We start from the raw sequence: 13,013 nt of genomic DNA, 5'->3' as shown, positions 1-13,013 counted from the left end.
AAAGGAATGGTGACCAGATGGAGAAACCGGTATATCTTCTGTTGGAAAACGGCGACTATTTTGAGGGAAAAAGCTTTGGCGCTCCTTTACGTGAAGTGACCGGAGAAGTCGTATTCACAACCGGTATGACAGGATACCTTGAGACGATCACAGATCCCAGCTATTTTGGACAGATTGTCGTTCAGACATTTCCGTTAATCGGAAACTACGGAGTGATTCCGCAGGACTTCGAGAATGAAGAGGTATATTTATCAGCCTATATCGTAAAAGAGTGGTGTCAGGAACCTTCCAACTTCAGATGCAGTGGGGATCTTGACACCTTTTTTAAAGAAAGAAACATCCCGGGCGTCTATGGAATCGATACGAGAAAGCTGGCAAAAACCATTCGTGAATCCGGTTCGATGAACGGCTGGCTGACCGAGGTGAAGCCGCCGTATGATGCGAAAAAGCTGGAGGAAGTGAAAAACTTCCACATTACAAAGGCGGTTGAAACCGTTACACCAAAGAAATGTGAGATCAAACCGGCGGATGAGAAAGAAGAGTTCCAGATTGTGCTCTGGGATTTTGGCGCAAAGGAAAATATCATCCGCGAGCTGACCAGGCGCGGATGCCGCGTGGCTGACCTTCCGGCTGGTACGACGGCGGAGGAGATTCTTAAGATGAATCCGGACGGAATCATGCTTTCCAACGGTCCAGGCAACCCAGAGGACAACCCGGAGCTCATCGAGGAGATCCGAAAGATTACGAAGGCTGGAAAACCGATGTTCGGCATCTGCCTGGGACACCAGCTGCTGGCGATTGCCAAGGGCGCGAAGACTGGAAAGATGAAATTCGGTCACAGAGGTGCGAACCAGCCGGTCAAGGATCTGACGACCGGACGCGTCTACATCAGCAGCCAGAACCACGGCTATGAGGTACTGCGCGATACGCTGCCGGAGGGCGCGGAGGAGACATTTATCAATGTCAACGACGGCACCTGCGAGGGCATCACCTACCACGATATGCCGGCATTTACCGTCCAGTTCCATCCAGAGGCTTGTGCAGGTCCGAAGGATACGGAAGAGCTGTTTGGGCGTTTCATTCAGATGATGAGAGATTATAAGGAAAAGGAGGGCGCGTCATGCCGTTAAATAAATCCCTGAAAAAAGTTATGGTAATCGGTTCCGGTCCTATCGTCATCGGTCAGGCGGCAGAGTTTGATTATGCAGGAACGCAGGCGTGCCGGGCTTTAAAAGAGGAAGGTCTGGAGGTCGTTTTAGTAAACTCCAACCCGGCAACCATCATGACGGACAGCGCCATCGCGGATCACGTATACATCGAGCCGCTGACCCTGGAATTTGTCAAGAGAATCATTGAAAAAGAGAAGCCTGACAGCATCCTGTCCACCCTGGGCGGACAGACCGGACTGACACTGTCCATGGAGCTTGCCAAAGAAGGTTTCTTAAAGAGCCACAATGTAACGCTTCTCGGCGCGTCCCCGGAGACCATCGATAAGGCGGAGGACCGCCAGTGCTTTAAAGACACGATGGAAGCTATCGGTGAGCCGGTCATTCCGTCCAAGGTTGTCACCACCATCGAGGATGCGCTTGATTTTGCCGAGGTTATTTCTTACCCAGTTATCGTGCGTCCGGCCTTTACCCTGGGCGGTACCGGCGGCGGTATTGCGGCAAATAAAGAAGAGCTTTACAACATCGCGGAGGCGGGTATCCGCCTGTCACCGATCAATCAGATTCTGGTTGAGAAATGTATTTCCGGATGGAAGGAGATCGAGTTTGAGGTAATGCGCGATGCCATCGGCAACGAGATTACGGTCTGCTCGATGGAAAACTTTGACCCGGTCGGCGTCCACACCGGCGACTCCATTGTTATCGCACCGGCTGTGACGCTGGCGGATAAGGAATACCAGATGCTTCGTTCCGCAGCGCTGAATATTATCCAGGCGATGGGTATCGAGGGCGGCTGCAACTGCCAGTTTGCGCTGAATCCGGAGAGCTTTGAATATGCCGTTATCGAGGTAAACCCGCGTGTATCCCGTTCGTCCGCCCTTGCTTCGAAAGCAACCGGATATCCGATTGCCCGCGTGGCAACCAAGATTGCGATCGGTTATCATCTGGACGAGATCCCGAACGAGGTAACCGGCGAGACGATGGCATGCTTCGAGCCGGCCCTTGACTATGTAACGGTTAAATTCCCGAAATGGCCATTTGATAAATTCGTTTACGGACGCCGGAAGCTGGGTACCCAGATGAAGGCAACCGGCGAGGTTATGGCGATCGGCCGCAACTTTGAGCAGGCGCTCATGAAGGCAGTCCGCGGCGCGGAGATCTCCCAGAACAGCCTGAACATGAAGAAACTGGCGCCGATGAGTGTGGAAGAGCTGAGAGAAAAAATTCTGGCGCAGGATGACGAGCGTCTGTTTGCAATCTATGAGAGCTTCAAGCGCGGCGTGACCGTTGCCGAGATTCATGAGCTGACCAAGATCGACGAGTGGTTCTTAAATAAACTGATGCATATCCTGTCCCTGAAACGCCGGATGCAGTCTGAGACTCTGAGCGATGCGCTTTATATGGAAGCCAAACAGAACGGATTCCCGGATGCAGTCATCAAGGAGATGACCGGGCTTTCGGAAATCAAGCATGTTCCGGCATGCTACCGCATGGTTGATACCTGCAGCGCTGAGTTTACGGCAAGTACCCCTTACTTCTACAGCACCTTCGGCGAGGAAGATGAGGCAGAAGAATTTATTAAAGAGAATGCAAGCGGAAAACCAGTTGTTATGGTATTTGGCTCCGGTCCGATCCGTATCGGTCAGGGTATCGAGTTTGATTTCGCATCCGTTCACTGCGTATGGTCGTTAAAGAGAGCCGGTTATGAGGTTGTCATCGTAAATAACAACCCGGAGACCGTTTCCACCGACTTCAACGTAGCAGACCGTCTGTATTTTGAGCCGCTGACACCGGAGGATGTGCTGGATATCATCCGGATCGAGAAGCCGATCGGCGCAGTTGTAGCCTTTGGCGGACAGACAGCGATCCGTCTGACAAAATGTCTTGTAGAGAACAATATTCCGGTTCTCGGCACTCCGGCAGACAGCATCGATATGGCGGAGGATCGCGGACGTTTCGCAGCCCTGCTGAAAAAATTAAATATGAAACAGGCAGCGGGTCAGACCGTTTACACTGAGGATGAGGCAATCCAGGCGGCAAATCATCTGGGCTATCCGGTTCTGATGCGTCCGAGCTATGTATTAGGCGGACAAAACATGATTATCGCGTACAACGACGCCGATATTCATGAGTATATGAAGATTATTCTCTCACACAAGATTGAGAATGCGATCCTGATTGATAAATACCTGATGGGTACCGAGCTGGAGGTCGACGCGATCTGCGACGGCGAAACGGTTCTGATTCCGGGTATCATGGAGCACATCGAGCGTGCGGGCGTCCATTCCGGCGACTCCATCGCGGTATATCCGGCATTTATGCTGACCGAGAGCCAGAAAGACCGTCTGGTGGACTATTCCATCCGTCTGGCGCTGTCCATGAATACGAAAGGCCTGATCAATATCCAGTATGTCCTGCATGAGGATACGATCTATATCATCGAGGTCAACCCGCGTTCGTCCCGTACCGTGCCGTACATCAGCAAGGTAACCGGCGTGCCGATGGTCGATCTGGCAACCCGCATCATGATGGGCGAGAAGCTGGCTGACATGGGCTACGAGACAGGTCTGTATCCGTGCTCTCCGTACTACGCAGTCAAGGTTCCGGTCTTCTCCTTTGAGAAGCTGTCCAACGTAGACACACAGCTCGGACCGGAAATGAAATCGACCGGCGAGGTACTGGGTATCGCCCGGACGATGGAGGAAGCGCTGTTCAAAGGCCTGGTAGCAGCCGGATATACGATGAAGCGCGAGGGCGGCGTCTTAATCAGTGTCCGCGATACCGATAAGAGCGACCTGCGCGAGCTGGTCAAAGAGTACGTGGCGATGGGATTCCACATCTACGCGACCTCCGGTACTGCAAGCCGGTTAAACAGCGTCGGCATTTCTTCAACGTTAGTCAAGAAGCCGAAGGAAGCCAAAGAGGGCGAGGAGACGACCATTTCCCTGCTGGAAGAAGGAAAGATCAGCTATGTGATTTCCACTTCCAAGACGGGACGCCAGCCGGGACGCGACAGTGTCCGCCTGAGAAGAAAGGCAGTCGAGCTTGGTATTCCGTGCCTGACATCGCTTGATACCGCGGCTGTCCTGGCGCTGACACTGGAAAGCAAGTACAACGAGGACAACGTTGAACTGGTAGATATCGCGCACATTGCACATGGTGCAGCGGCTAGAAAAGAGCTGGGCCAGATGGAAAAACCGGAAGAAATCCAGATTCCGGGTTATGTGCTTCAGGAGCATGAAAACGACTAAAAAGAACGATGGTCTGCATGGATTCTGCGTTTTGAGGGTTGCGGAATCCGTGCAGGCTGAAATCTTTTGCGAAGGCAAAATCTGACAGAATCATATATGACGGAAAAAGTGGATTAATATTTAAAGAAAGGAAGAGGAGGAAAAGCAGATGGCAAAATTTATTTTTGTGACAGGCGGTGTTGTATCGGGATTGGGGAAAGGTATTACAGCAGCGTCTCTGGGCCGTCTTTTGAAGGCACGGGGATTTAAGGTAGCAGCGCAGAAGCTGGATCCGTATATCAACGTCGATCCAGGAACCATGAGCCCGTATCAGCACGGCGAAGTATTCGTAACAAACGACGGTGCGGAGACGGATCTGGATCTGGGACATTATGAGCGTTTTATAGATGAAGATTTAAACCGGTATTCCAACCTGACGACCGGTAAGGTCTACTGGAATGTGTTAAATAAAGAGCGCCGCGGCGAATATCTGGGCGAGACGGTACAGGTAATTCCACATATCACAAATGAGATAAAATCATTTATCTATTCCGTGCAGGAAAAGACCGATGCGGACATCGTTATCACAGAGATCGGCGGAACAACCGGCGATATTGAGTCACAGCCGTTCCTGGAAGCCATCCGCCAGGTGTCCTGCGAGGCGGGACGCAGCAACTGCCTCTTCATCCATGTAACCCTGATTCCATATCTGGAATCTTCAGGCGAGCATAAATCAAAACCGACGCAGCATTCGGTTAAACAGCTGCAGTCCTTTGGTATCATGCCGGATATCATCGTAGCGCGCTGTGACCGTCCGGTGGACGATCCATCCATTTTCCGCAAGATCGCACTGTTCTGTAACGTCAAAGAGGACTGCGTCATCGAGAACCTGACCCTTCCGGTTCTCTACGAGGCGCCGATCATGCTGGAAGAAGCAGGACTTGCCAAGATCGTGCTTCGCGAACTGGGCATCGAGAAAGCGCCGCAGGAGTGCGATCTGACTGAGTGGAAACATATGCTGGACCGCATCAAGAACAGCAGCAAGACGGTCAAGATTTCCCTGGTCGGCAAGTACGTCAAACTGCACGATTCTTATTTGTCTATCGTAGAATCCCTGCACCATGCCGGATGGGAAAATGGAGCGCAGGTGGAGATCAACTGGGTGGATAGTGAGACGATCACTCCGGAGACAGCGCCGGAAATCCTGGGCGGTTCGACTGGTATCATCGTGCCGGGCGGCTTCGGCATCCGAGGCATCGAGGGCATGATTGCGGCAGCTGATTATGCGAGAAGAAACAATATCCCGTACTTTGGCATCTGCCTTGGTATGCAGATCGCGGCGATCGCATTTGCCAGAGGCGTGTTAGGCTATGAGGATGCGAACTCAACCGAGTTTGCGCCGGACAGCAAGCATCCGGTTATCGCCCTGATGGAAGAGCAGATGGATCTGGCTGACATGGGCGGAACGATGCGTCTGGGTGCATATCCGTGCCGCATCAGTCCGGATACGCTGATGATGAAAGCGTATGGAAAAGGTCTGATCGAAGAGAGACATCGCCATCGTTATGAATTTAACAACAAGTTCCGGGAAGTTTATATGGAGCATGGCGCTATCTTTTCCGGACAGTCTCCGGACGGTACGCTGGTAGAGGCGATGGAGATTCCGGGACATCCGTTCTATCTGGGAGTTCAGTACCATCCGGAGTTCAAGAGCCGCCCGAACCGCGCACATCCGATCTTCCGGGAGTTTGTGAAAGCGGCTCTGGAGGTAAAGGAAAAAAATTCTTAAAATATGGAGAAAATAAAGTATGAAGATCAACGAAAACTATAAAAATCTGGAAGAAAGCTATCTGTTTTCCACCATCGCTAAAAAAGTAGATGAATACACCAAAGCCCATCCAGAGGCAAAAGTAATCAAAATGGGTATCGGTGACGTAACCCTTCCGATCTGCCAGAAAGCAGCTGACGCATTTGCAAAAGCAGCTATGGAGCAGGGCAAGGCGGCTACGTTCCATGGATATGGTCCGGAGCAGGGATATGATTTTCTGCGCGTAGCAGTTCAGAAGTATTATGCGTCCTTCCAGGTTGAGGTGGCGGCGGAGGATATATTCATCAGCGACGGCGCGAAGAGTGATGTCGGAAATATCCTCGATCTCTTTGATGCGGACAACACGGTCCTGATCCCGGATCCGGTATACCCGGTTTACATGGATACGAACGTGATGGCAGGCAGAAAGATCGTATTTATGGATGCCAATGTGGAAAATGGCTTTCTTCCGATGCCTCCGAAGGGACAGAAAGCGGATATTATTTATCTCTGCTCCCCGAACAACCCGACTGGCGGTGTGTACAACCGTGAGCAGTTAAAAGAGTGGGTTGACTATGCGAACGAGCAGGATGCGATTCTTTTATTTGATGCGGCGTATGAGTCCTTCGTAGCAGATCCGGCGCTTCCGAGAAGTATTTTTGAGATTGAGGGCGCAAAGACCTGCGCGATCGAGTTCTGCTCCCTTTCGAAGCTGGCAAGCTTTACCGGAACCCGCTGTGGCTATACTGTGGTTCCGTCTGAATTAGAGCGCGGTGGTTCTTCCATCCGCAAGATGTGGCTGCGCCGCCAGACAACCAAGTTTAACGGCGTTTCCTACCCGGTACAGCGCGCCGCAGAGGCAGCTCTTTCACCGGAGGGCATGGCACAGTGCCGCGAGCACCTGGACGTATACCGCACCAATGCGAAGATCATGACAGAGACCTTAAAAGAGCTTGGAATCTGGCACATCGGCGGCGAAAATTCACCGTACATCTGGATGCAGTGCCCGAACGGCATGAAATCCTGGGAGTTTTTCGACGATCTGCTTGCCAAGGCAAATGTGGTCGGCACACCGGGCAGCGGATTTGGTAAGAATGGAGAGGGATTCTTCCGTCTGACTGCATTTGGTACGACTGCGAATACAAAAGAGGCAATGGAGCGGATCAAGAAGGTTTACGGAAAATAAATAGCTCTATTTTATAAATGAGGGGGCTGGTGCATCTGGGGCATTGTTATCCTATGCACCGTCCCTTTTTTGCTGAAGCAGAGATTGAGCTGTTTCCGCGATCTGATCGCGTACCGGATCGTGATTTCACTGCCGAAGTGTTACCTGAAACCGGGGGAATCGCAGCAGGAGGCAGATATCCGGTACCTCTACCAGATTGCGAATGAACTTCCGGGATTTCTGGAGGAACGCGGGTTTACAGCAGAACCGGCCTATGGGATCAAGGAAAGCGCCTCCCCGATGATGGATGAGGATGTGAGACCTTACTACCGGGATTATGTCTGCGGAAACAGCGCGGATGATTACCAGTCTCTTCATATTACATTTTATGATAATTGTTCCAGAAGCTACGTGGAAGTCCAGCTTCGCACGAAGCACATGGACGATATCGCGGAGATCGGCGTGGCCAATCATTTAAGCTACGAAAAGCGCCAGGAGGGCGAGCGGGCCAGGCGGGATGAGATACCGGAAGGTGCATGTATTTATTTTGATGAGGCATATGAACGCTGCCAGCGCCTGGTATCGCTCAATTTAGCTGAAGTGGATGTCAATATGTTTACGGCAATCAACAACGACCTTGTCAATGACGGCTGCGGGCTGTACCGGGGGCGGCTGATTCTGCCGTATGAGCATTTGTCGAGGCATCAGAATGAGCTGGTGGATTGAGGGGGGCACGGGCAGGCATGAATCCGGTTGCAAATAGTTGACGAAACGGGAAGATTCATATATAGTTGCCTGTAAAGGAAAAATGACCGAAAATGATAGGGAGGAACCAGTTTATGGACCATACATCCTGCCGCCTGCGTCTGGCCGCCATCGCCGATGCACCTGCGATACTGGAAATTTATGCACAATATATGGACACGCCGATCACGTTTGAGACGGAGCTGCCGTCCCTGGAGGAATTTGAGGGGCGCATCCGGGCGATCACGACAGAATATCCGTGGATTGTCTGCGAGGATGAAACGGGCAGAATCATTGGCTATGCATATGGGCATAAGCAGCTTGAGCGCGCGGCGTACCGCTGGAATGCAGAGCTTTCTGAGTATCTGGACAGTCGGGTGACGTCGAAGGGCATCGGCAAACGGATGCTTCTGGTGCTTCTGGAACTTTTAAAGGCGCAGGGCGTCCACACCGTCTACAGTCTGGTGACAAGTCCGAATGTGAAGAGCGATGCGATGCATAACGGATGCGGATTCCGGACGATGGGCGTGTGCAAAAATACCGGTTATAAGAGCGGAAAATGGCACGATGTTACCTGGTATGAGAAAGCGCTGCTGCCGTATGAGGACGTACCGGCGGAGATGATTCCGATTGGGGAGATGGAGAAGGAGACGGTAGATAAGATTTTGGCGTCTTTTTGAACAGAGACATAAAACAAATCTGCATAAAATAAACAGGGCGTGTGAAAAAGGAATTTCCCATTTTCACACGCCCTCATCCGTTCTCTTTTATTCACCAGCGCCGTAATGCGCTGTCCATTCATTCACTCAGATTAGTTGAAGTATCTCTTTAACAGACCCTCAAATGCCTTGCCATGTCTAGCCTCATCACGAGCCATCTCATGAACGGTGTCATGGATTGCATCCAGGTTAGCAGCTTTCGCACGTTTTGCAAGGTCAAATTTGCCTTCGGTTGCGCCGTGCTCAGCCTCTACACGCATCTCCAGGTTCTTCTTGGTGGAATCAGTTACAACCTCGCCGAGAAGCTCTGCAAACTTAGCAGCGTGCTCAGCCTCTTCGTGAGCTGCCTTCTCCCAGTACAGACCGATCTCCGGATAGCCCTCTCTGTGAGCTACACGTGCCATCGCCAGGTACATACCAACTTCTCTGCACTCGCCTTCATAGTTAGCTCTTAAATCTTCGAGAATATCCTCGCTGACACCCTGTGCCACACCAACTACGTGCTCAGCTGCCCATGTCATCTCGCCGGACTGCTCTTTGAACTTGGAAGCCGGAGCGCCGCATACTGGACATTTCTCCGGAGCAGCCTCACCCTCGTATACGTAACCACATACTGTACAGACAAATTTCTTCATAGTCAATTCTCCTTTTCTAAAATAAATTTTTAATTTCGTGTTTTATAGAAACAATAAATAGATAGTAAAGTTGCTTGCAACCATTCTGTTTCATAGGAGCTTTTAAAACGAAATCGTTTATTTGGCTTAAATGAAATCAGTAATGATTACTGATATTAAGATATCATAGATTCCTGTGTTTGTCAATAAAAAAATAGAAATAATTCTTATTTTTTTCATTTTTATCGATAACCTGGATATTCTCAGAACTTTTTCGCTGGTGATGTATTCATACCCGGTCAGCGCATGGCAGAAATCGGGAAGCGGCTCATTTGGTCCCGTCTGTTCCGATACAAAATCAGCCGCTTCTATATTAGTGTTTTTCCCCTTTCAGACACTCATCGCATATCCCATAGAAAAACACGGTATGGTCATCGATCGTTCCCGGCGCAAATTCTTTGGCGGCTGTCTCCAGCTCCTTGGTTGCTTCCATCGGAATATCCATGACCCGTCCGCACTGGCGGCAGACGTAGTGGTAATGTGGGGATGTATCATAATCGAAATGATCCGTGCCGTCGCCGCAGGACAGCTTCCGGATCTCGCCCAGCTCAACTAACAGGTTTAAATTGCGGTAAACGGTTCCAAGGCTGATATTCGGAAACTGTTCCCGGATGCTGGTGTAAAGGGCGTCGGCGGTCGGATGATCCTTCCGGCTCATCAGGCAGGCTTTGATCGATTCGCGCTGACGGCTGTATTTTAAGGTTTTCATAAGCGACACTCCAATCCTTCTAAATAATATTGATAATGATTATTATTTATATTATGCGTCCTGACGCGATGAAAGTCAATCTTTTTTCAAAGATTTCCGTGAGAAATTTTAGAGTCAAATTTCAACATCACCGATGCATAAAAGATCCCGTCCTCATACCGGAAATCCACCAGACCCTGGTACCGCTCAGCGATCGAACGGATGGAGGCGGTTCCCGTGCCGAAGCCGTCATGTTTGGTCGAGCGGAACCGCCCATTTTCCTCGATCGGCGGATGGCAGCAGGTGTTGTCAACGGCGATCACGATGTGACCGGCATCCTCCTGGGCGCAGATGCGGATAAACGGCGCGCTGTCCGTACATTCCCGACAGGCGTCGAGGGCATTTTCCAGAAGATTGCCGAAGATCGAGCAGAGCTCCGGCTCACCCAGCGGGAGAGAGGGCGGAAGCTGGATGCGGACCGAAAAATCGACCGACGCCTTGCGTGCCTCCTCGCCGTAATAGCTGATAATCGTGTTGACCGCATAATTTTCACACCAGGTCCGCGCGGTGTCCGGTGGAAGCGTCATACGGTATTGTTCGATGTAGGTATTCAGATCCTCCGTTTTCCCGCTTTGCAGGTAATGCTCGATGAGATTTAAGTGCTGGCGCAGGTCGTGGCGCGCCTCCCGCACCTCTTCGATGTGGCGGGAAAGCTGCTGATACTGTGTGTACTGCATCGCCAGGAGGGTGTCCTGCTGCGCCGCGCGTTCTTCCAGCTGCGCCTGCTGGCGGACTGCATTGAGCGCTTCCAAAAGGACATAGTAGATGAGAATTGTCATAGCAAAGAGCCAGAGGCGCGTGAGGATAAAACGGAACTTGCGGACGGTATCAATGTTTAAATCAAAGTTATAAGCGCAGATAATCAGGGTGCATGAAAATGGAATAAACCAGACTTTCTGCCAGAATGCGGAGCTGTCTACCTGAAAAACGCGTTCCGTGGCATTTTTCATAAATTTGAGCCCGAGGGGGAGCGTCAGAAGCAGAAGAATCGAGATGAGCAGCAGGCTTTGATCGCGGAGTGAATAATAGGTAATGCTGGGATCGTAGAACAGACGGCTTTCCAGAAAGAAACAGATGCCCCGGACTGTGACAAAATAATTCAGGATGAAGTTTCCCAGAAACAGAAGTTTCCAGAAATTAGCCTTCACACATAAAAAATAGATCGCCAGGGAAACGAAGGCAAATACCGTGTCGGTGACCCGGGTCGGTTTACCGTGGCTGATCAGGTAGGTATACAGGGAGGACTGGAGCAGCTGACCGATAAAAATGAACAGAATCAGGATTTTAATCGGAAATCGAAGCTGCTTTTTAAATGGCAGAATCGATAAAATAAAAAAAGGAATGGAATAGACGGTTTCAACGAGAAATGCCTTGCCAAACACAGACCAGTTCATAGAGTACCTCCCTTCCGCAATGTGTCAAACAAGTAGGTTGCAAATGCTTCTTTTGTCTCTTTTTTCTTCCGGCGGCTGCAGAAAAAGCAGCTGCCGTTTTTCAGATGGACAGAACCGTCCTCGTCCACCGAGGCAACCTGTGAAAAATTGATAAGCAGCCCGCGTCCGCTCATGTAAAAACGTCTGCCCTTCGGGAGCAGCGACATTAGCTCCGAAAAAGAAATCCGTGTGGCGGTGTCACCGGAACTGGTGTGGATGATCAGCCGGTGGTTCTGCGTCTCCGCATACAGAAAATCATCAAGCAGAATCCGCTGCGTGGATGACTGTCCCCGTCCGAGCGCCGCCTGAATTTCGATGTAGGCAGGCGCGGCAAGAAATGTCCGGATCTCATCGAGACACCAGGCAAGCGCCTTTTCCTCAACCGGTTTTAAGAGATAATCAAGGGGATGGGCACGATAGCCTTGCAGCGAATAATCGCGTTCCGATGTGGTGAAAACGATCGGGAGACGTTGCGCGCTCTTGCGAAGCTCCAGCGCCGTGTCAATGCCATTGCGCCCGTTCCGGTCCAGCATAATATCCATAAAAACCGCATTAAAAAGTCCCGGACGGAACGCTTCCAGAAATGCCTCGCCGCTCTCGTAGCAGTCAAAGTGCGCCGTTTCCCCGTGCTTCTCCAAGTTCTCCTGTATCAAATGAATCAGATGATTCTGATCTATTTTCAAGTCCTCAACAATCGCAAAATGCATCAAAGCTCAACCGCCTCCTTTATTCAAAACCGTGACCATTTAGGTCGAGGTTTGACCGTTTGCGTCGATGTGGTTTTCATTAAATCGCTCATTTGGTATGCTTATAGTATAAAAGTTATGACCTGAAATGTAAATGAAATGTTGTTACAGATAAATCAAAAAAGGCAGGTGGGATATGGTACGGGTAGTGATATATGGAGAAAAACCGACCGACATTGAAGGTCTGGAAATGATGCTGCGTGAAATATTGACTGAAAACTGCAGATGGCCGATGATTCACACGTATATCAGCGATCTGGACGAATATCTGCACTTTGTAAAGGGGAATCCCTACCTCATTATGCTGGCGTCCGTGCAGGGCAGACAGGGAGTGGAAATCGTAGAAAAAATCCGGGAAAATAACCCGGCGGCGTCCTTAATCTGGCTTTCCGACCGAGACAATGCCCTTGAATCCTGGCGGATCCATGTGACTGCATTCGGGGTATTTCCGACGAAAAAAGAAGAATTAGAAGAACTTCTGGCGGCGTGCAGCGAAAGCCTGCTGGATCGGAAGAAAGAGTATTTTGTTCAAGTGGGAAACAGACTGAAATAGAAAAATTCGCTCAGAATAAATGGAGGAA

The 13,013-nt window shown here is 50.6% G+C and carries 11 protein-coding genes; 7 read left to right on the top strand and 4 right to left on the bottom strand.

Features of this window, described 5'->3' with window-relative positions; all coding sequences use genetic code 11:
* Positions 1-17: 17 nt before the first annotated feature.
* The 6 genes from PG862_RS00155 to PG862_RS00130 all read left to right on the top strand — a co-directional run bounded on the left by PG862_RS00155 (position 18) and on the right by PG862_RS00130 (position 8,792).
* Complete coding sequence (locus PG862_RS00155) at positions 18-1,130, top strand: carbamoyl phosphate synthase small subunit (protein WP_270706150.1); 1,113 nt, start codon at positions 18-20, stop codon at positions 1,128-1,130.
* Positions 1,121-4,417 carry a carbamoyl-phosphate synthase large subunit gene (gene carB / locus PG862_RS00150; protein ID WP_270706149.1) on the top strand — a complete coding sequence of 1,099 codons (3,297 nt, stop codon included), beginning with the start codon at positions 1,121-1,123 and terminating at the stop codon, positions 4,415-4,417. Before PG862_RS00155 ends, carB begins: the two co-directional genes overlap by 10 nt.
* A gap of 148 nt (positions 4,418-4,565) precedes the next feature.
* A complete protein-coding gene (locus PG862_RS00145; RefSeq protein WP_270706148.1) occupies positions 4,566-6,185 on the top strand; it encodes a CTP synthase in 1,620 nt (539 codons plus the stop codon).
* Between the two features lie 19 nt (positions 6,186-6,204).
* Positions 6,205-7,389, top strand: a complete 1,185-nt coding sequence (locus PG862_RS00140; protein ID WP_107000653.1) for an LL-diaminopimelate aminotransferase — start codon at positions 6,205-6,207, stop codon at positions 7,387-7,389.
* A gap of 84 nt (positions 7,390-7,473) precedes the next feature.
* Positions 7,474-8,094, top strand: coding sequence for a hypothetical protein (locus tag PG862_RS00135; protein WP_456298763.1), 621 nt, complete (start codon positions 7,474-7,476; stop codon positions 8,092-8,094).
* A 113-nt stretch (positions 8,095-8,207) separates the two neighbouring features.
* Positions 8,208-8,792: a GNAT family N-acetyltransferase gene (locus PG862_RS00130; RefSeq protein WP_270706147.1), complete on the top strand. Its 585-nt coding sequence runs from the start codon at positions 8,208-8,210 to the stop codon at positions 8,790-8,792.
* Positions 8,793-8,923: 131 nt separating this feature from the next.
* Here the strand turns inward: PG862_RS00130 and PG862_RS00125 are convergent, their stop codons facing one another.
* The 4 genes from PG862_RS00125 to PG862_RS00110 form a co-directional block, all read right to left on the bottom strand.
* Entirely contained in the window at positions 8,924-9,466 is a 543-nt protein-coding gene (locus PG862_RS00125; protein ID WP_022359001.1) for an NADH peroxidase, read from the bottom strand.
* A 352-nt stretch (positions 9,467-9,818) separates the two neighbouring features.
* Positions 9,819-10,214: a Fur family transcriptional regulator gene (locus PG862_RS00120; protein ID WP_107000649.1), complete on the bottom strand. Its 396-nt coding sequence runs from the start codon at positions 10,212-10,214 to the stop codon at positions 9,819-9,821.
* A gap of 86 nt (positions 10,215-10,300) precedes the next feature.
* Positions 10,301-11,647, bottom strand: coding sequence for an ATP-binding protein (locus PG862_RS00115; RefSeq protein WP_270706144.1), 1,347 nt, complete (start codon positions 11,645-11,647; stop codon positions 10,301-10,303).
* Complete coding sequence (locus tag PG862_RS00110; RefSeq protein WP_117796267.1) at positions 11,644-12,393, bottom strand: LytR/AlgR family response regulator transcription factor; 750 nt, start codon at positions 12,391-12,393, stop codon at positions 11,644-11,646. The genes PG862_RS00115 and PG862_RS00110 overlap by 4 nt, the downstream gene beginning before the upstream one ends.
* A 175-nt stretch (positions 12,394-12,568) precedes the next feature.
* Between PG862_RS00110 and PG862_RS00105 the strand changes: the two genes are divergently transcribed.
* Positions 12,569-12,985, top strand: coding sequence for a hypothetical protein (locus PG862_RS00105; protein WP_270706142.1), 417 nt, complete (start codon positions 12,569-12,571; stop codon positions 12,983-12,985).
* Positions 12,986-13,013: the final 28 nt, after the last annotated feature.

The sequence above is a fragment of the Clostridium fessum genome (genome assembly GCF_027698965.1).
Classification (GTDB): Bacteria; Bacillota; Clostridia; order Lachnospirales; family Lachnospiraceae; genus Otoolea; species Otoolea fessa.
The sequence above is the reverse complement of the archived record's forward strand: the minus strand, read 5'-3'. Positions and strand labels throughout refer to the sequence as shown.